Origin of the sequence: Variovorax sp. UC122_21 (assembly GCF_044056785.1) — a bacterium.
Classification (GTDB): Bacteria; Pseudomonadota; Gammaproteobacteria; order Burkholderiales; family Burkholderiaceae_C; genus Variovorax.
This window is the reverse complement of the sequence record NZ_CP172004.1, coordinates 6,103,030-6,120,428: the sequence shown is the minus strand read 5'-3', so window position 1 is coordinate 6,120,428 and position 17,399 is coordinate 6,103,030. Positions and strand designations below refer to the sequence as shown.

At 68.8% G+C, this 17,399-nt stretch carries 17 protein-coding genes and 2 pseudogenes; 16 read left to right on the top strand and 3 right to left on the bottom strand.

The genetic code is table 11. The features are described from left to right. Positions 1 to 9: 9 nt before the first annotated feature. From ACHMXE_RS41590 to ACHMXE_RS41550, 9 genes are all read left to right on the top strand, one after another. Positions 10 to 780 carry an ABC transporter ATP-binding protein gene (locus ACHMXE_RS41590; RefSeq protein WP_203203821.1) on the top strand — a complete coding sequence of 257 codons (771 nt, stop codon included), beginning with the start codon at positions 10 to 12 and terminating at the stop codon, positions 778 to 780. Continuing rightward, entirely contained in the window at positions 780 to 1,487 is a 708-nt protein-coding gene (locus tag ACHMXE_RS41585) for an ABC transporter ATP-binding protein (RefSeq protein WP_395349317.1), read from the top strand. The genes ACHMXE_RS41590 and ACHMXE_RS41585 overlap by 1 nt, the downstream gene beginning before the upstream one ends. A gap of 33 nt (positions 1,488 to 1,520) precedes the next feature. After that, on the top strand, positions 1,521 to 2,726 hold the full coding sequence (locus ACHMXE_RS41580) for an ABC transporter substrate-binding protein (protein ID WP_395349316.1): 1,206 nt from the start codon (positions 1,521 to 1,523) through the stop codon (positions 2,724 to 2,726). A gap of 45 nt (positions 2,727 to 2,771) precedes the next feature. Next, positions 2,772 to 3,647 carry a branched-chain amino acid ABC transporter permease gene (locus ACHMXE_RS41575; protein WP_395349315.1) on the top strand — a complete coding sequence of 292 codons (876 nt, stop codon included), beginning with the start codon at positions 2,772 to 2,774 and terminating at the stop codon, positions 3,645 to 3,647. 11 nt (positions 3,648 to 3,658) lie between these two features. Beyond that, positions 3,659 to 4,648 (top strand): branched-chain amino acid ABC transporter permease, encoded by a 990-nt coding sequence (locus ACHMXE_RS41570; protein WP_395349314.1) that lies wholly within the window; start codon positions 3,659 to 3,661, stop codon positions 4,646 to 4,648. A 99-nt stretch (positions 4,649 to 4,747) separates the two neighbouring features. Continuing rightward, complete coding sequence (locus ACHMXE_RS41565; RefSeq protein ID WP_395349313.1) at positions 4,748 to 6,196, top strand: GDSL-type esterase/lipase family protein; 1,449 nt, start codon at positions 4,748 to 4,750, stop codon at positions 6,194 to 6,196. Between the two features lie 73 nt (positions 6,197 to 6,269). Next, positions 6,270 to 7,034 (top strand): SDR family NAD(P)-dependent oxidoreductase, encoded by a 765-nt coding sequence (locus tag ACHMXE_RS41560; RefSeq protein WP_203203826.1) that lies wholly within the window; start codon positions 6,270 to 6,272, stop codon positions 7,032 to 7,034. An 11-nt stretch (positions 7,035 to 7,045) separates the two neighbouring features. Continuing rightward, positions 7,046 to 7,303, top strand: coding sequence for a hypothetical protein (locus ACHMXE_RS41555; protein ID WP_203203827.1), 258 nt, complete (start codon positions 7,046 to 7,048; stop codon positions 7,301 to 7,303). A 177-nt stretch (positions 7,304 to 7,480) separates the two neighbouring features. Beyond that, positions 7,481 to 7,879, top strand: a complete 399-nt coding sequence (locus tag ACHMXE_RS41550) for a hypothetical protein (protein WP_209540515.1) — start codon at positions 7,481 to 7,483, stop codon at positions 7,877 to 7,879. Between the two features lie 71 nt (positions 7,880 to 7,950). Here ACHMXE_RS41550 and ACHMXE_RS41545 read toward each other — a convergent pair. Then, positions 7,951 to 8,933, bottom strand: a pseudogene (locus ACHMXE_RS41545) (Bug family tripartite tricarboxylate transporter substrate binding protein). A gap of 348 nt (positions 8,934 to 9,281) precedes the next feature. Here ACHMXE_RS41545 and ACHMXE_RS41540 point away from each other — a divergent pair. The 7 genes and pseudogenes from ACHMXE_RS41540 (at position 9,282) to speB (ending at position 16,026) form a co-directional block, all read left to right on the top strand. Next, positions 9,282 to 10,115, top strand: coding sequence for a transporter substrate-binding domain-containing protein (locus tag ACHMXE_RS41540; protein ID WP_395349312.1), 834 nt, complete (start codon positions 9,282 to 9,284; stop codon positions 10,113 to 10,115). A 50-nt stretch (positions 10,116 to 10,165) separates the two neighbouring features. Then, positions 10,166 to 10,831 (top strand): amino acid ABC transporter permease, encoded by a 666-nt coding sequence (locus ACHMXE_RS41535; protein ID WP_093355119.1) that lies wholly within the window; start codon positions 10,166 to 10,168, stop codon positions 10,829 to 10,831. Then, positions 10,828 to 12,309 carry an amino acid ABC transporter permease/ATP-binding protein gene (locus tag ACHMXE_RS41530; RefSeq protein ID WP_395349311.1) on the top strand — a complete coding sequence of 494 codons (1,482 nt, stop codon included), beginning with the start codon at positions 10,828 to 10,830 and terminating at the stop codon, positions 12,307 to 12,309. Before ACHMXE_RS41535 ends, ACHMXE_RS41530 begins: the two co-directional genes overlap by 4 nt. After that, the gene (locus tag ACHMXE_RS41525; RefSeq protein ID WP_395349310.1) at positions 12,306 to 13,643 is read left to right on the top strand and encodes a M20 family metallo-hydrolase; all 1,338 of its coding nucleotides are present in this window, start codon (positions 12,306 to 12,308) and stop codon (positions 13,641 to 13,643) included. The genes ACHMXE_RS41530 and ACHMXE_RS41525 overlap by 4 nt, the downstream gene beginning before the upstream one ends. A 7-nt stretch (positions 13,644 to 13,650) precedes the next feature. Then, the gene (locus tag ACHMXE_RS41520) at positions 13,651 to 14,379 is read left to right on the top strand and encodes a DUF1989 domain-containing protein (RefSeq protein WP_395349309.1); all 729 of its coding nucleotides are present in this window, start codon (positions 13,651 to 13,653) and stop codon (positions 14,377 to 14,379) included. A gap of 40 nt (positions 14,380 to 14,419) precedes the next feature. Continuing rightward, positions 14,420 to 15,067 carry a cupin domain-containing protein gene (locus tag ACHMXE_RS41515; RefSeq protein ID WP_296775473.1) on the top strand — a complete coding sequence of 216 codons (648 nt, stop codon included), beginning with the start codon at positions 14,420 to 14,422 and terminating at the stop codon, positions 15,065 to 15,067. A gap of 13 nt (positions 15,068 to 15,080) precedes the next feature. Beyond that, a pseudogene (speB, locus tag ACHMXE_RS41510) lies at positions 15,081 to 16,026 on the top strand (agmatinase). Between the two features lie 56 nt (positions 16,027 to 16,082). Here speB and ACHMXE_RS41505 read toward each other — a convergent pair. Beyond that, on the bottom strand, positions 16,083 to 16,664 hold the full coding sequence (locus tag ACHMXE_RS41505; RefSeq protein ID WP_395349307.1) for a superoxide dismutase: 582 nt from the start codon (positions 16,662 to 16,664) through the stop codon (positions 16,083 to 16,085). A gap of 48 nt (positions 16,665 to 16,712) precedes the next feature. After that, complete coding sequence (locus tag ACHMXE_RS41500) at positions 16,713 to 17,399, bottom strand: metalloregulator ArsR/SmtB family transcription factor (RefSeq protein WP_203203838.1); 687 nt, start codon at positions 17,397 to 17,399, stop codon at positions 16,713 to 16,715.

The window sequence follows — 17,399 nt, the reverse complement described above, 5'->3', positions numbered from 1 at the left end:
GGTCCGTCGATGAGCGGCTGCATTCTCGAGACACGCCAGCTCACCAAGGAGTTCAAGGGCTTCACTGCTGTCAGCAAGGTCGATCTCTCGGTCGTGCGCGGTTCGATCCACGCGCTCATCGGACCCAATGGCGCGGGCAAGACGACCTGCTTCAACCTGCTCACGAAGTTCCTCGAACCCACCAGCGGCACGATCCTCTTCAACGGTCAGGACATCACCGGCGAGCGCCCCGCGCAGATCGCGCGGCGCGGCATCATCCGCTCGTTCCAGATCTCGGCCGTGTTCCCGCACCTCACGTTGCTCGAGAACGTGCGCCTGGGGCTGCAGCGCCGGCTCGGCACCTCGTACCACTTCTGGAAGAGCGAGAAGTCGCTCGAGCCCTTGAATGCGCGGGCGCGCGAGCTGCTCGCGGAGGTCGGGCTGGAAGATCTCGCGGAAGAGCAGACCGTGAACCTGCCTTACGGCCGCAAGCGCGCGCTCGAGATCGCGACCACGCTCGCGATGGAGCCCGAGCTGATGCTGCTGGACGAGCCCACGCAGGGCATGGGCCATGAGGACGTGCACCGCGTTGCCGAACTGATCAAGCGCGTGTCGGCGGGCCGCACCATCCTGATGGTCGAACACAACATGAGCGTGGTCTCGACCATCGCCGACACCATCACCGTGCTGCAGCGTGGCGCGGTGCTGGCCGAAGGGCCCTACGCGGAAGTATCGAAGAACCCGCAGGTCATGGAAGCCTACATGGGCACCACCGACGGCCAACTGCAGGGAGCGCACTGATGACCGCCGCATTGGAAATAAAGGGCCTGCAGGCCTGGTACGGCGAATCGCATGTGCTGCACGGCGTCGACATGGTCGTGCAGCCCGGCGAAGTGGTCACGCTGCTGGGCCGCAACGGCGCGGGCCGCACGACCACGCTGCGCGCGATCATGGGCCTGACCGGCGCCCGCAAGGGCAGCATCGAGGTCAACGGCAAGGAAACGATCGCGATGCCCACGCACCGCATCGCGCACCTGGGCATCGGCTACTGCCCCGAGGAGCGGGGCATCTTCGCGAGCCTGTCGTGCGAGGAGAACCTGATGCTGCCGCCCGAGCTCAAGGGGGCGGGGCAGGGCATGTCGGTCGAGGAGATCTACGCGATGTTCCCGAACCTGGCGGAGCGTCGCCACAGCCAGGGTACGCGGCTGTCGGGCGGCGAGCAGCAGATGCTCGCGGTCGCCCGCATCCTGCGCACGGGCGCCAAGCTGCTGCTGCTCGACGAGATCTCCGAAGGCCTGGCGCCGGTGATCGTGCAGGCGCTGGCTCGCATGATCACGACCTTGCGTGCCAAGGGCTACACCATCGTGATGGTGGAGCAGAACTTCCGCTTCGCGGCGCCGCTGGCCGATCGCTTCTACGTGATGGAGCACGGCCGTATCGCCCTGACATTCGGCGCCGACGAGCTCGAAGCGCGGATGTCCGTGCTCACCGAACTGCTCGGTGTCTAGCGATCACAATTCATCCACCAAGGAGGCAATCCCATGAAACAACGCAACCCATTCATCGCCACCGCCATCGGCCTCGGCATCCTGGCGCTCGGCGCGGCCAGCGCGGCACAGGCGCAGGAGAAGGTCAGGATCGGCTTCATCACCGACATGTCCGGTCTCTACGCCGACCTCGAGGGCAAGAACGCCGCGATGGCGATCCAGATGGCGATCGACGACTTCGGCGGCAAGGTCAATGGCCAGCCCGTGGAGCTTTTGACGGCCGATCATCAGAACAAGGCCGACATCGCCGCGTCGAAGGCGCGCGAATGGATCGACACGCAGGGCCTGAGCATGGTGTTCAGCGGCACCAATTCCGGCACCGCACTCGCCACCGCGAAGGTGGCCACCGAGAAGAAGCGCGTGCACTTCAACAACGGCGCCGCGTCCTCCGCGCTCACCAACGAACAGTGCAGCCCCTACACCGTGCACTACGCCTACGACACGGTCGCGCTGGCCAAGGGAACGGGCGCGGCGGTGGTCGACCGCGGCGGCAAGAGCTGGTTCTTCCTGACGGCCGACTACGCCTTCGGCGCCGCGCTCGAGGCCGACACCACCACGGTGATCAAGGAGAAGGGCGGCACGGTGGTGGGCGGCGTCAAGCATCCGCTCAACGCGTCCGACTTCTCGTCCTTCCTGCTGCAGGCGCAGAACTCCAAGGCGCAGATCCTGGGCCTGGCCAACGCCGGCGGCGACACGATCAACTCGATCAAGGCCGCCAGGGAGTTCGGCATCAACAAGACGATGAAGACCGCGGGCCTGCTGGTGTTCCTCACCGACATCCACAGCCTGGGCCTGAAGAACACCGAGGGGCTGCTGCACACCACGAGCTGGTACTGGGACCTCAACGACGACACGCGCAAGTTCGCCAACCGCTTCTACGAGAAGACCAAGCGCATGCCGACCGACGTGCAGGCCGCCGACTACTCGGCCACGATGGCCTACCTGAAGGCCGTGGCCGCCGCCAAGACCACCGATGCCGACAAGGTGATGGCGCAGCTCAAGAGCATGAAGATCGACGACTTCTACGGCAAGGGCCAGATCCGCGCCGACGGCAGCTTCATCCACGACATGTACCTGGTGGAGGCGAAATCGCCGGCCGAATCGAAGAAACCCTGGGACTACCTGAAGGTGCTCAAGACGCTGCCGGGCGACCAGATCTTCACGACCAAGGCCGAGAGCAAGTGCGCGCTCTGGAAATGACCGACCCCCGCGGGCCCGTCCGGGCCCGCGCTTGCTGAACCCCCTATGACCATTTCCCTTCCCGCCTTGTTGAGCCAGCTCCTCCTGGGGCTGGTCGACGGCTCCTTCTATGCCATCCTGAGCCTCGGGCTGGCCGTCATCTTCGGCCTGCTCAACGTCATCAACTTCGCGCACGGCGCGCTGTTCATGCTCGGCGCGGTGCTCACCTGGATGGCGATGGAATATTTCGGCATCAACTACTGGGTGATGCTGATCGCCGCGCCCATCGTCATCGGCCTGTTCGGCGTGCTGATCGAGCGGCTGCTGCTGCGCTGGATCTACAAGCTCGACCACCTCTACGGCCTGTTGCTCACGCTGGGCCTCACGCTGCTCATCGAGGGCGTGTTCCGCTCCATCTACGGCGTCTCGGGCCTGGCCTACGACGCGCCCGAGGCGCTCTCGAGCGCCACCGACCTGGGCTTCATGGTGCTGCCCAACTACCGCGCCTGGGTGGTCGTGGCCTCGCTGGTCGTGTGCATCGCCACCTGGTTCGTGATCGAGAAGACCCGCATCGGCGCCTACCTGCGCGCGGGCACCGAGAACCCGCGGCTCGTGGAGGCCTTCGGCGTCAACGTGCCGCTGATGATCACGCTGACCTATGCCTTCGGCGCCGGCCTCGCGGCCTTCGCGGGCGTGCTGGCCGCGCCGGTGATCCAGGTCTCGCCGCTGATGGGCCAGAACCTGATCATCGTGGTGTTCGCCGTCGTCGTGATCGGCGGCATGGGCTCGATCATGGGCGCCATCCTCACCGGGCTGGGGCTGGGCGTGATCGAGGGCTTCACCAAGGTCTTCTATCCCGAGGCCTCGTCCACCGTCGTGTTCGTGATCATGGTCATCGTGCTGCTGGTGCGTCCTGCCGGCCTGTTCGGCAAAGAGAAGTGAGAGCAGGCGGCATGAACATGAAAAAGATCTCCACCGTCTTCTACGGCCTGCTGCTCGTTGCGCTGGTGCTGGCGCCGTTCTTCGGCGCCTACCCGGTGTTCGTGATGAAGCTGCTGTGCTTCGCGCTGTTCGCCTCGGCCTTCAACCTGCTGCTGGGCTTCACCGGGCTCCTGTCCTTCGGCCATGCGGCCTTCCTCGGCGGCTCGGCCTACGTGGCCGGCCATGCGATCAAGGTCTGGGGCCTCACGCCCGAGCTGGGGCTGATCGCGGGCACCCTGGTGGGTGCGCTGCTGGGCTGGCTGTTCGGCGTGCTGGCCATCCGCCGCCAGGGCATCTACTTCGCGATGATCACGCTGGCCTTGGCGCAGATGATGTTCTTCGTCGCGCTGCAGGCGAAGTTCACCGGCGGCGAGGACGGCCTGCAGGGCGTGCCGCGCGGCAAGCTGTTCGGCCTGCTCGACCTGAGCAACGACCTGACGATGTACTACGTCGCGCTGGCGATCGTGGCGGCCGCCTTCCTGCTGATCGTGCGCACCATCCACTCGCCGTTCGGGCAGGTGCTCAAGGGCATCAAGGAGAACGAGCCGCGCGCGCTGTCGCTGGGCTACGACGTGGCGCGCTTCAAGCTGCTGGCCTTCGTGATCTCGGCGGCGCTGTCGGGCCTCGCGGGTTCGCTCAAGACGCTGGTGCTGGGCTTCGCCACCTTGTCCGATGTGCACTGGACCGCTTCGGGCCAGGTGATCCTGATGACGCTGGTGGGCGGGCTGGGCACCCTGTCGGGGCCGCTGGTGGGCTCGGCCGTGGTGGTGCTGCTCGAGAACAAGATCGGCGAACTGGGCAACCTGCTCGCGCGCATCACCACCATCGACTGGTTCAACACGCTGGGCGAGTCGGTGACCATGGTCACGGGGCTGATCTTCGTGATCTGCGTGCTCGCCTTCCGCAAGGGGATCATGGGCGAGGTCATCGCGTTCATCGACCGGTGCCGGGAGAAGAAATGATGGCGCGTTGATCGCCGCCCTTCGACCTTCACCAGCAGCGAGGCATTTCCAACTCAGAAGTCATCTCAACCCGGGCAACCGGACACCCAAGGAGGCATCATGAAGAAAGCACTCGAAGCAGTGTGGGCAGGCCAGCGTTCTCTCGGGAAGGCATGGCACCGGATCCTGGCGGCCCTGGCCGTCGGTCTGTTGACGGCATGCGGCGGAGGCGGAGACAGCAATGCGCGGTTCGATGCCGCGGCGATCGCCGCGGCCAATGCGGTCGCACCGCCCGTCACCCCGCCCACGGTCGTGTCGCCCGAAGCGCCGCCACCGACCGTGCCGTCCGAGAAGAAGACCCGATGGGCCACGACTTGGCAGTCCGCCATGTATGCCAACCGGCTGCAGAACAATGACTCGGACACGGTCCGCGTGCGCATCCGCACGAGCGTGGGCGGCGAGGGCGTCCGGGTGCGGCTGTCCAACGTGTTCGGCAGCACCACCCTGCGCGTCGATCATGCGAGCGTGGCACTGCCCGATGCCTCGCAGCCCTCCGATCCAACCGCCATCGATCCAGCCACGCGCCGGGTCCTGACCTTCGATGGCGGCAAGACGCTGGCCGAGGTGCCCGCCGGCGAGGAGCTGCTGAGCGACCCCGTGGCGATGGCGGTGCCCAAGCTCTCGGACCTGATGATCAGCCTGCACTTCCAGGGCAAGGTGCAGTACGCCGACATGCACATGAACGCCGCCGTTCCGCTGCCCGGCTTCTATGTGGTGAGGAGCCGCGACGTGGCGGCCGAAGCCTCGCTGTCGGCGGTCGCGCCGGAGTACGAGACCTACAACGGCGTCTTCAACCTGAGCGAGGTCAAGGTGCTCGCGCCCGAGGCAACGCGCGTGGTCGTGGCCGTGGGCGAATCGATCACGGCCGGCTACAGCGCCGTGGGCATCCAGAGCCCGTGGCCCGCCGTGCTGTCGAAGCTGGCCAACGGCAACGGCGAGCCGCTCGGCGTGGGCAACGCGGGCATCAGCGGCAACTCGATGTTCAACGCGAACAACGGTCCCTCGCTGTTCGACCGGTTCCAGCGCGACGTGCTGTCCCGCGATCCGACCGACATCATCATCCTGGCCGGCGACAACGATCTGTCCAAGTCCTCGGCCGCCGACATCATCGAGCGCTACAAGTACTTCATCGACCTGGCGCGCTTTCGCAAGATCAGGATCCATGGCGGCGTGAACACTCCGATCGGCGACATCGTCGGTGTCGATGGCAACCCGGTGCCGACCGGCTACTACACGGCCTCCAACGATGCCAAGTGGCGGCAGATCAACGACTGGATCAAGACCTCGGGCTATTTCGACGGCGTGATCGACTTCGCCACCGTCGTCGGCAATCCGGAGCGGACGCCGCTGGGGATCGCGACCGCCTGCTACGACCCCAGGAGCCCCATCCACCTGAACACGCGGGGCCTCGAGGTGATGGGCACCCTGGCCTACGACGTGCTCTACGGAAAGTTGGTGCAGCCGGCCGAGCCCTGCAACGCGCTGGCGTTTCCGCCGTTGCCGAATTGAATGCTTCGGGTGGGGAGGCGGGGCGGAAGACCCTGGCGCTGCCGTTTCCGGGCGCTTCACTATCATCGCCCCCATGCCCACCTCCCACCTCTACCTCATCACCGGCGCATCGCGCGGCCTCGGCCGCGCCATGGCCGAGCAGCTGCTGCAACCCGGCCATGTCCTGCTGTGCATCTCGCGCCGCCAGAGCCCCGAACTCGCCGAACAGGCGAAGGCGGCCGGCGTCGAACTCGTGCAATGGGAACAGGACCTGTCCGATCCCGTCGCCTCGGCCGCGCGCCTGCGCGAATGGCTAGCCGCGCAGGACGCGCAGCGCTTCGACGGCGTCACGCTGATCAACAACGCGGGCACGGTCGGCAATCCCGCGCCGCTCGCTTCCGCGGTCGATGGCGAACTCTCGCAGGCGCTGCGCATCGGGCTCGAAGCGCCGCTGCTGCTGACCGCGGCCTTCCTCGGCGGCACGCGCGACTGGCGCGGCGCGCGCAAGGTGCTCAACATCTCCTCGGGCCTGGGCCGCAACGCCATGGGCAGCCAGGCGCCGTACTGCGCGGCCAAGGCCGGCATGGACCACTACTCGCGCGCGGTCGCGCTCGAGGAAGCGAACCTGCCGAACGGCGCGCGCATCGTGTCGCTGGCGCCCGGCGTGATCGACACCGACATGCAGGTGCAACTGCGTGGCGCATCGGCCGAGAACTTCCCCGACCGCACGCGCTTCGAGAAGCTCAAGAGCGAGGGCCTGCTCGACAGCCCCGCGAGCGCGGCCGCGAAGGTGCTCAAGTACCTCGCGCGCGCCGACTTCGGCGCCAAGCCGGTGGCCGACGTGCGCGATCCGGACTGAGCACCCTCGCCATGGCCACTGCCCAGGGCATCGACACCGGCGAGTACAAGCTCTTTCCCTCGCCGAGGAACCAGCACCGCATCGTCTTCACGCACCAGGTCTTCGTGCCGTACCCGTATGCACTGATCGTGATGGACGAATTCGGCTTCCAGGGCCGCCACAGCCTGTTCGCGGCCTGCCGCCTCAGCGACGGCAAGATGGGCCAGCTCGCGGCCTTCGAGCTGGAGTCGGACGTGGCGGTGTTCAACCGCAAGTTCGTGCCGGACTGAGCCGGGCCTCGGATGACGAGAACGTAACCGGGCGGATAAGTCCGCGTTCGTTTGCGTTTCTAGTGTGTGGGCGTGGAGAGATCGACGCCCCGCGCATGGCCAGCCAGAACGGATCGCCGCCTATCTCCACCCCCGCGCCCGACATCCAGTCGCGGGGAACATCCCAAGGAGATATGCATGTCGAACACAAGAATCGCCGCGCTCGCGGCCGCCTCCGCCATCGCCGGCTTCATGCCGCTCATGGCCTCCGCCCAGCAAAGCGTGCAGCACGTCGACGCGCCTTCGCATTTCGCGGCCAATGAAACCGGGGTCAAGACCCATGCCGAACTGTCCGGCGCGGGCAAGTCGGCGGGCCAGGTCGATCGCGAGCTGGCGGCGGCGCAGGACGATCCGAAATGGAAGGACTTCCTGGCCTACGGCGCGCCGGTTCCGGTGACCAATGCCAGGCCGAAGACCCGCGCCGAAGTGACGGCCGAGCTGGAGCGCGCGCAGCGGCACCCCGGCTGGGACCGGGCGTCGCGCTCGGGCGCATCGCTGGTGCTGCCCGCCGCGCCGATGCCCGTGTCGGCGCGTTGAAGAAGCGCCGTCCAGCAACGAAAAAGAGGGCGCAGCGCGCCCTCCTTCTTCGTTCGCGGGCGGTTGCGCGCTTACTCGATGGTCGCGCCCGAGGCCTGCACGATGCCCTTCCACTTCTCGTAGTCGGTCTTCAGCAGCGCGCCGAACTGCTCGGGCGTCATGCTCTGCGGCTCGGCGCCCTGCGCGATGATCGCGGCCTGCATCTCGGGCGTGGCCAGCAGCTTGTTGACCTCGGCGTTCAGGGTGGCGATCACGTCCTTGGGCGTCTTGGCCGGCACGAACAGGCCATACCAGGTGCTCACGTCGAAGCCCTTGTAGCCGAGCTCGGCCACGGTGGGCGTGTCGGCAGCGAGCTGCTGCGCTTGGCCGAGGTCACGGCCAGCGGGCGCAGCTTGCCGGCCTTGATCTGGGCCATGGCCGAGGGCACCGACGACACCATCAGGTCGACGTTGCCCGCGAGCACGTCCATCATGGCCGCGTTCGAGCCCTTGTAGGGCACGTGGCGCATCTTGATCTTGGCCGCGCCGTTGAAGATCTCGCCGGCCAGGTGGATGGTGGTGCCGTTGCCGGGCGAGCCGTAGGTGATGGTGTCGGGCGCGGCGCGCGCGGCCTTCACCACGTCGTCGAGCGTCTTGTACTTGGAGTTGGCCTGCGTGACGATCACCACGGGCGTGAAGGCCACGTGGGCCACCGCGGTCAGGTCCTTGGTCGGCTCGTAGCTGAGGTTCTTGTAGAGCCAGGGCGCGACGACCATGTTGTCCTTCTGGCCCATCACGATGTCGTAGCCCGTGGGCGCGGCACGCGCGGCCTCGGCGATGCCGATGGTGCCGCCGGCGCCCGCGCGGTTGTCGGGCACCACGGTCCAGTGGTTGGTCTCGGTGAGCTTCTGGGCCACCAGGCGCGCCAGGATGTCGGTGCCGCCGCCGGGCGGGAAGGGCACGATCATGCGGATCGGCTTGGCGGGATAGGCCTGGGCCTGGGCGGTGGAGGCGGCGCCGAAGGCCAGCGGAAGTGCCAGCGCGAGGGCCAGCGGGCGGATGAGTTGTCGGATCATGGGTTTGTCTCTGTATCTGGACGAATCGGGTTGCAGCCTGGAAGCCATCGCATCGCTGCACCAGGGTGCAGTGTGCCGGAACGACCCCGGGGAGGGATTTCGCGGTTCGCGATGGCCGTCTTCTCCAGGCGTGGCGGCGTCCCCCGATTTTGCACTCCCTGCACTCCCTTAGTGCGCCTCGCGCCGTCCCTCGTCCCTTTGGCGCCGCTGTCGGCACCACGGCCGTGCCGCCAACGCGATTTCGGCTGGCATGGAACTTGTGTGTTCCAAGCAAGTGACTTGCATGAATGCAAGTTGCTTGCTGAATCTCTACGCACCTGCTTCAATCCACACCCGAGGGCCCCGCTCATGCTGTTCCATCGCGCAATCGCCGGTGTTCTTTCCCTGTTCCTGCTCGGTGCCGCGCACGGCGCCGACATGCTGGAAACGGTGAAGAGCAAGAAAGAAATCGTCATCGGTACCGAGGCGCAGTTCGCGCCCTTCGAGTACCTGCAGGACGGCAAGATCGTGGGCTACGGCCCCGACCTGATGCGCCTGATCCTGGCCGACCTGCCCGAGGTCAAGGTCAAGCAGTTCGATGTGCCGTTCCAGGGCATCCTGCCGGGCCTGGCGACCCGGCGCTTCGACTTCGTCGTGACCTCGGTCACGCTCACGAAGGAGCGCGCCGACAAGTTCGCGTTCACCGTGCCGATCGCCGACGCCACGACGGCGCTGGTCAAGCGCAAGGACGACGCCGCGCTCGCCGACCCCGCGGGCATCGCCGGCAAGACGGTGGGCTCGCAGGCCGGCTCGGCCCAGCTGCGCGCGCTGCAGGACTATGCGAAGAAGCTGCAGGCCGAGGGCAAGCCGGCGGTCACGATCCGCGAGTACGTGAGCTTCGACGAAGCCTATGCCGACCTGGCCGCCGGCCGGCTGGTGGCGGTGGCGCAGTCGCTCTCCAACCTGGCGACGCTGGTGAAGACGCGCGGCGACATCTACGCGGTGATGCCCGCGCCCATCGGTCCCAAGACCTACTTCGGCTGGGTCGGCCGCAAGGACGCCGACAGCGCGCCGCTGGTCAAGTTCTTCAGCGACGGCATCGCGCGTGCGCACAAGAGCGGCCAGCTCAAGGAACTGCAGATGAAGTGGTTCGGTTTCCCGATGGACGTGCCCACCGACGCGGTGCCGGCGCCGCAGATGTGAGCGGGCCTGCTCCGCACGACGCTTCCTGAGTCCGCACCACCGCGCTCCCGATGAACGCAACCACCCTTCTCGAGCGGCTGGCCGCCTACCTGCCCGTGCTGCTGCAGGGCGCCGTCACCACGCTGAGCGTGGCGATTGCGGCCATCGCGCTGGGCTTCGCCTGGGGCGCGGTGCTGCTGGGCCTGTCGCTGCGGCGCGGCGGCCGGGGCGTGCTGCCGGCCGCGGTGCGCACCTACCTGAGCTTCTTTCGCGGCACGCCGCTGCTGGTGCAGCTGCTCATGCTCTTCTACCTGCCCAGCGCCTACGGCCTCGACCTGCCGCCGCTGCTGGTGGCCATCGTCGCGCTGGGCCTGAACTCGGCCGCGTTCCAGTGCGAGATCCTGCGCGCCGGGCTGGTGGCGGTGCCGGCCGGGCAGATCGAGGCCGCGGCCTCGTTCGGCATGCCGCCCGCGCGCATCTTCCGCCACGTGCAACTGCCGCAGCTCGCGCGGGCCGTGTGGCCGGCCGTGGTGTCGGAGGGCGTCGACGTGGTGAAGAGTTCGGCCATCGTCTCGGTGATCTCGGTGGCCGACCTGGCGCGCGGCGGGCGGCAGATCGTGGCGGCCAACTTCAGGCCGCTCGAGGTCTATGTCTCGGTGGGCCTGTGCTACCTGCTGATGACCGGCGCGGTGCTGTGGCTCGGCCACTGGCTGCGCGGCCGGATGGAGCGGCCATGATCGACACGGCGCTGCTGGGCCAACTGCTGCCCGCGTTCGGCGCGGCCGCGCTGCGCACCGTGCTGCTCACGCTGACGGGACTGGCGGGTGGCCTGGTCGTGGGCTTCGCCTTCCACGCGCTGCGCGAAACCGGCTGGCGCGCGGCGCGCTGGCTCTACACCGCCTACACCGCGGTGTGGCGCGGCGTGCCGTTCCTGATCCACCTGTTCATCGTCTACTTCGGCCTGCCGAGCGCTGGCCTGTCGCTCGATCCCTTCGCCGCAGCCGGCCTCACGCTCGCGGTCTACGGCGGCGCCTACTTCGCCGAGATCTTCCGCGCCTGCTGGCAGAGCATTCCGCGCGGCCAGATCGAGGCGGCGCGCTGCATGGGCCTGTCCTCGCGCCAGATCTTCGCCACCATCGAATGCCCGCAGGCCCTGCGCGCCAGCCTGCCGCTGATCGCGAGCCAGACCATCCTGCTGATGAAGGAGTCCGCGCTGGCCTCGGTCATCACCTATCCCGAACTGACGATGACCGCCGGCAAGGTGGTGTCGGAGCAGTTCGTCTACGTCGAGCCCTACCTGCTGCTGGCGCTGAGCTACTGGGGCCTGTCGCTGCTCGTCAACCGCGCGGCCGGCACGCTGCGCGCCTGGGGCCGCCCTTCGAGAAACACCCCGTCCATGAATGCTCCCGTGACCGTTCCCATCGTCTCCCTGCGCGGCGTCGGCAAGTCCTTCGGCCCGCAGCGCGTGCTGTCGGACATCGACCTGGACATCCGCAAGGGCGAGGTCGTCTCGCTGATCGGCCCCTCGGGCTCGGGCAAGACCACGCTGCTGCGCTGCATGAACTTCCTCGAGGCCTACGACGAGGGCGAGGTCCGCATCCGCGGCGCGCTGCTCGGCTACCGCCGCAACGCAGCCGGCGCGTTGGTCCGCGAGAGCGAGCGGGTCGTCGCCGAGGTGCGCGCGCCGGTGGCCATGGTGTTCCAGCAATTCAACCTGTGGCCGCACATGACGGTGCTGGCCAACGTGATGGCGCCGCTCACGCTGGCCAAGGGACTGCGCGCGGACCAGGCCCGGGCCGTGGCCGGCGAGGCGCTGGCGCGCGTGGGCATGTCGGCCAAGGCCGATGCGCGGCCGCCCCAGCTCAGCGGCGGCCAGCAGCAGCGCGTGGGCATCGCGCGCGCGCTCGCGGTCGGGCCCGAGGTGATGCTGCTCGACGAGCCGACCTCCGCGCTCGACCCCGAGCTGGTCGACGAGGTGCTCGAGGTGATCAAGTCGTTGTCGCGCGGCGGCATGACCATGATCATGGTCACGCACGAGATGAGCTTCGCGGCCGAGGTGTCGGACCGGATCGTGTTCATGGAGAAGGGCCGCATCGTGACGATCGGCACGCCGCGCGAGGTGATCCACGCGCCGGCCCATCCGCGCATCCAGGCCTTCCTGCAGCCGTGGATCCGCCGCAGCCTCGGCCATCCCGCGGCGGGAGCGCTCGCATGAACGCGCTCGACGAGATGCGGGACGCGGCCCTCGCGGGCGACGTGGCGCGCGCGGTCGGCACCGCGAGCCTCGAGGCCCGGCTGCGTGGCCTGGCGGCGCATGGTGCCGCGGGGGCAGGCACCGGCGGCGGCGTGGCGCGCCAGGCGCTGTGCGCGCACGAGCTGGCCGCGCGGCGGTGGCTGGTGCAGCCGTTCGCGCGCCGGCCCGGCTACCGCGTCGGCATCGACGCCGCCGCCAACGTGTTCGTCCGGCGCGACGGGCAGGAATCGACGCTGTCGCCGGTCATGACCGGCAGCCACATCGACACCCAGCCCCTGGGCGGCTGGCTCGACGGCGCCTTCGGCGTCGCGGCGGGCCTGGAGGTGTTCGATGCGCTCGACCGTCTCGGCCTGCGCACCCGCCGGCCGATCGACGTCGCCATGTGGACCAACGAGGAGGGCTCGCGCTTCGCGCCCGGGCTGATGGGCTCGGTCGCCTTCACCGCGCCGCAGCGGCTCGAGGCCTTCCTCGGCGTGCGCGACGGCGACGGCCTGTGCTTCGAGGCCGCGCGCGATGCCGCCGTGGACGACCTGCGCGCGGAGGCACTGCGCCAGGGCTGGCGCTGGATGGACACGCCGCTCGCGCGCCCGGTGCATGGCTACATCGAGGCGCACATCGAACAGGGCCCGGTGCTGGAGGCCGAGGGCCTGCAGGTCGGCTGCGTGAGCGCGATCCAGGGCGTGCGCTGGTTCCGCATCACCGTGCCGGGGCGCAGCGCGCACGCGGGCACCACGCCGCTGGCCGCGCGCGACGATGCGCAGGCCAAGGCCGTGCGCATGGCCCATGCGCTCCTCGAACACGCGGCGCGGTGCGGCGACGACCGGCTGCGCCTCACCATCGGCCGCTGGGAGTGCAGCCCCGGATCGATCAACACCATTGCCGACCGCGTCGTCTTCACCGTCGATGCGCGCCATCCCGAGGCCGCCGCGCTCGACGCGGTGCGCGCGCTCGTCGACGCGGCGCTGCCGGCCGGCGGCCAGATCGAGGTGCTGCAGGACAAGCCCACCGTGCGCTTCGACGCCGCGCTCGCGGGCCTGGCGCGCGCGGCCTGCGCCGCGCTGCAACTGAGCCACCGCGAGATGCTGTCGGGCGCCTTCCACGACGCCATGCCGCTGGCCGGCTTCTGCCCCAGCGCGATGCTGTTCGCGCCCAGCCGCGGCGGCGTGAGCCACCACCCCGACGAAGACACCCCCATCGACGACCTCGCGGCCTGCACGCGCGCCCTGGCCTGGTGCCTCGCGCGGCTGGCCGGGCCGCTCGTTTCCTCCACCCCTCCCGAAGCTTCAAAGGACTAGCCAGACCATGGACGACCAAGCCACTTCCTCTTTCCACACGGACACCCACGCGCACGCCCATGTGGCCGACAACGGCGAACCCGTCGGCGCCAACCGCACGCTGCGCGAGCCCGTGTCGGCCGACGGCACGCCCGAACTCGGCAAGCGCTACGAAGTGCCCGCGCGCAACGGCCGCGCCGTGCGGCTCGCCAAGGGCCAGGTGATCCGCGTCGTCAACACGCACGGCAGCCAGGTCTGCGACTTCTGGGCCTTCAAGGCCGACGACCTCAGCGAGTTCATGTCGATGGAGCATGCGCGCGCCGTGATCGACCGCATCATTCCGAAGGCCGGCGATCCGCTCGCCACCAACCGCCGCCGTCCCATCATGACGCTCGTGGCCGACACCTCGCCCGGCGTGCACGACACGCTCATGGCCGCCTGCGACGCCTACCGCTACCAGAACCTCGGCGTGACCGAGTACCACGACAACTGCGCCGACAACATGCGCATGGCGCTCAAGGCCATCGGCCTGCGCGCGCGCGAGGTGCCGCAGCCGCTCAACCTGTGGATGAACATCCCGGTGGGCGCGGGCGGCGGCGTAGACTGGCTGCCGCCCGTCTCCAAGGCCGGCGACCATGTGGATCTGCGCGCCGAGATGGACTGCGTGGTCGTCATGTCGGCCTGCCCGCAGGACATCGTTCCCATCAACGACAACCGCCCGGTCGAAGTGCACTTCACCGTGCTGGCGGATGCCTGAGCTTCCCGGCGCGCCGCCGGCCCACTGACGACTCGACGCCATGCGCACTGCCAAGAAGACCACCGCCATTCCCGCTGCTGCCGCCGCCGCCTCGCCGGCACCGGTGGACGCAGACCCGGACCTCGCGCTGTCGGCGCTGGGCCCGCGGCTCAAGCATGCGCGCATGGTGCGAAGTCTCACGCTGAAGGCGCTCGCCGATGCCGCCGGCTGTTCCGAAAGCCTGCTGTCGCGCGTCGAGCGCGGCCAGGTCATGCCCTCGCTGGCCAACCTGCACCGCCTCGCGCGTGCGCTCGACACCAACGTCGCCGAGCTCACGGCCTCGTTCGCGCCGCCCATGTCGCCGGTGACGCGCGCCTCCGAACGCCCCGTGATCGAGTTCACCGGCCTGCGCGGCAAGAAGCGCGGCGTGAAGCTCGAGCGCGTGATCGTGCCGATCCGCGGCCAGCTGCTGCAGGCCGACATCCACGTGCTCGAGCCCAAGGCCGAGAGCCTGGAGCAGATCGCGCACGTCGGCGAGGAAATGGGCTACGTGATCGAGGGCGAGTTCGAGCTGCGCCTGGGCGACGAGGTCTACCGGCTCTCGGCCGGCGACTCCTTCTATTTCTCCAGCGACGTGCCGCACAGCTACCGCAATCCCGGCAAGACTCAGACCCGGGTGCTGTGGACCAACACCCCGGCCACGTTCTGAACCCGTTCCCGCCATGCACACAGACACCGCCATGCAGACGCTGCCGCGCTACAGCGGCATCCCGACCTTCATGCGCGTGCCCTTCGCGCAGCGCCTCGAGGACTTCGACATCGCCCTGGCCGGCGTGCCCTTCGACGGCGGCGTGACGGCGCGTCCCGGCGCGCGCTACGGCCCGCGCGAGATCCGCAACATGTCGTCGATGACGCGCGCCATCCACCACGTCACCGGCTTCAATCCCTTCGAGGCCTGCCGCGTGGCCGACGTGGGCGACGTGCCGTTCACCGACGTGTTCCACCTCGAGCGTTCGCACGAGGACATCCGCCGCTTCTTCGAGCCCTTGTTCGCGGCCGGCAAGACGGTGCTGGCCGCGGGCGGCGACCACTCGATCACCTTCCCGGTGTTCCAGGCGATGCAGCCGCGCCGGCCGCTGGGCATGGTGCACATCGATGCGCACACCGACACCTGGGACGACTTCCTCGGTTCCAAGTTCAGCCATGGCTCGCCGTTCCGCCGCGCGGTCGAGGCCGGGCTGCTCGACCCCGAAGCGCACCATCCAGATCGGCATCCGCGGTGCGCAGAACTCCGACCAGGGCTGGCGCTACTCGCTCGACAGCGGCATGCGCGTGGTCTTCATCGAGGAGTTCGAGGCCAGGGGCGTCGAGGCGATCGTGCAGGAGGCGCGGCGCATCGTCGGCGACGGGCCCACCTACCTGTCGCTCGATGTCGATGGCCTGGACCCGGTGTTCGCGCCGGGCACCGGCACGCCCGAGATCGGCGGCATGACCACGCGCGAGACGCTGGGCCTGCTGCGCGGCCTCGACGGGCTGGACTTCGTGGGCGGGGACGTGGTCGAGGTGTCGCCGCCCTACGACCCCTCGGGCAGCACCGCGCTGCTCGGTGCCACGCTGATGTACGAGATCCTCTGCCTGCTGGCGCGCAGCGTGGCCGCGCGGCGCTGAAGCAGGGGTTCGGGGGCCTCGCGGGCACGCCCCGAACCCGATCGACCCGGGGTCGATCAGCCGAAGTTCTTTTCGGCGAAGCCCCAGTTGACCAGCTTGGCCAGGAAGGTCTCGACGAACTTGGGACGCAGGTTGCGGTAGTCGATGTAGTAGGCGTGCTCCCAGACGTCGACCGTCAAGAGCGCCGTGTCGGCGGTCGTCAGCGGCGTGCCGGCGGCGCCGGTGTTCACGATGTCCACGCTGCCGTCGGCCTTCTTCACCAGCCAGGTCCAGCCCGAGCCGAAGTTGCCCACGGCCGACTTCACGAAGGCTTCCTTGAAGGCGTCGTAGCTGCCCCACTTGGCATCGATGGCCTTGGCCAGCGCGCCGCTCGGAGCGCCACCGCCTTGCGGCTTCATGCAGTTCCAGAAGAAGGTGTGGTTCCAGATCTGGGCGGCGTTGTTGTAGATGCCGCCGCTGGACTTCTTGACGATCTCTTCGAGCGTCATCGACTCGAACTCGGTGCCCTTCTGCAGGTTGTTGAGGTTCACCACGTAGGCGTTGTGATGCTTGCCGTAGTGGTACTCGAGGGTCTCCTTCGAGTACTCGGGCGCCAGCGCGTCGAGGGCGTAGGGCAGGGGAGGCAGGGTGTGTTCCATCGTGGGGTCCTTCTGGTTGATAAAAATAAAATGAAGCGGGCCGGGCGCTCAGCCGGCGCCCTTGCCCGTCTTGGGAACGACGCGGTACGCGCAGCGCCGCGCGCCCGCGAGCACGTGCTCGACGCGGCTCACGGCCACGTCGGGCCCGAGCACCTCGTCGAAGAGCTGCAGCTCGCTGCGGCAGAAGCCCGTGCAGGCGCGCGCCGCGGTGCAGATGGGGCAGTGGTTCTCGATGAAGAGGAAGCCCTCGCCTTCGTCGTCGGCGCGGTACTCGGCCATGTAGCCCTCGCGGCTGCGCACCTCGGCCAGCCGCTCCAGCCGCGCGGCGATGCCGCGCGCGCCGCGCAGGGCCTCGCGGTAGCTGGCGCGCATGGCCTCTTCGCGCGCGCCGATCAGCTGGTCCATGCCCTTCTCGCCGAACACCTGGATCACGGCGCTGATCATCTGCACCGTCATCTCGGCATGCGTGTCGGGAAAGCGCGCGTGGCCCTGCGCCGTGAGCCGCCAGATCTGCGTCGGCCGGCCGCGTCCGGCGCTGCGGCTCTCGGCGTCGACCAGGCCCTCGGCCTGCAGCTTGGCCATCTGCTGGCGCACCGCCTCCACCGTGACCTGCAGCACCTTGGCGATGTCGGGAATGCCGAGCGCGCCGCGGGTCTTGAGCGTCGAGAGGATGCGGTCGGCCGGCTGGTGCGGGGTCCAGGCGGGCTTGGCGTCGGCGGTGTCGTTGGCGGACAT

Excerpts from the sequence above, each read along its gene's own strand:
- ACHMXE_RS41575 (WP_395349315.1), top strand. The coding sequence starts at position 2,772 with ATGACCATTTCCCTTCCCGCCTTGTTGAGCCAGCTCCTCCTGGGGCTG.
- ACHMXE_RS41540 (WP_395349312.1), top strand. The coding sequence starts at position 9,282 with ATGCTGTTCCATCGCGCAATCGCCGGTGTTCTTTCCCTGTTCCTGCTC.
- ACHMXE_RS41590 (WP_203203821.1), top strand. The coding sequence starts at position 10 with ATGAGCGGCTGCATTCTCGAGACACGCCAGCTCACCAAGGAGTTCAAG.
- ACHMXE_RS41505 (WP_395349307.1), bottom strand. The coding sequence starts at position 16,664 with ATGGAACACACCCTGCCTCCCCTGCCCTACGCCCTCGACGCGCTGGCG.
- ACHMXE_RS41570 (WP_395349314.1), top strand. The coding sequence starts at position 3,659 with ATGAACATGAAAAAGATCTCCACCGTCTTCTACGGCCTGCTGCTCGTT.
- ACHMXE_RS41585 (WP_395349317.1), top strand. The coding sequence starts at position 780 with ATGACCGCCGCATTGGAAATAAAGGGCCTGCAGGCCTGGTACGGCGAA.
- ACHMXE_RS41550 (WP_209540515.1), top strand. The coding sequence starts at position 7,481 with ATGTCGAACACAAGAATCGCCGCGCTCGCGGCCGCCTCCGCCATCGCC.
- ACHMXE_RS41500 (WP_203203838.1), bottom strand. The coding sequence starts at position 17,399 with ATGTCCGCCAACGACACCGCCGACGCCAAGCCCGCCTGGACCCCGCAC.
- ACHMXE_RS41565 (WP_395349313.1), top strand. The coding sequence starts at position 4,748 with ATGAAGAAAGCACTCGAAGCAGTGTGGGCAGGCCAGCGTTCTCTCGGG.
- ACHMXE_RS41520 (WP_395349309.1), top strand. The coding sequence starts at position 13,651 with ATGGACGACCAAGCCACTTCCTCTTTCCACACGGACACCCACGCGCAC.
- ACHMXE_RS41530 (WP_395349311.1), top strand. The coding sequence starts at position 10,828 with ATGATCGACACGGCGCTGCTGGGCCAACTGCTGCCCGCGTTCGGCGCG.
- ACHMXE_RS41560 (WP_203203826.1), top strand. The coding sequence starts at position 6,270 with ATGCCCACCTCCCACCTCTACCTCATCACCGGCGCATCGCGCGGCCTC.
- ACHMXE_RS41535 (WP_093355119.1), top strand. The coding sequence starts at position 10,166 with ATGAACGCAACCACCCTTCTCGAGCGGCTGGCCGCCTACCTGCCCGTG.
- ACHMXE_RS41580 (WP_395349316.1), top strand. The coding sequence starts at position 1,521 with ATGAAACAACGCAACCCATTCATCGCCACCGCCATCGGCCTCGGCATC.
- ACHMXE_RS41525 (WP_395349310.1), top strand. The coding sequence starts at position 12,306 with ATGAACGCGCTCGACGAGATGCGGGACGCGGCCCTCGCGGGCGACGTG.
- ACHMXE_RS41515 (WP_296775473.1), top strand. The coding sequence starts at position 14,420 with ATGCGCACTGCCAAGAAGACCACCGCCATTCCCGCTGCTGCCGCCGCC.
- ACHMXE_RS41555 (WP_203203827.1), top strand. The coding sequence starts at position 7,046 with ATGGCCACTGCCCAGGGCATCGACACCGGCGAGTACAAGCTCTTTCCC.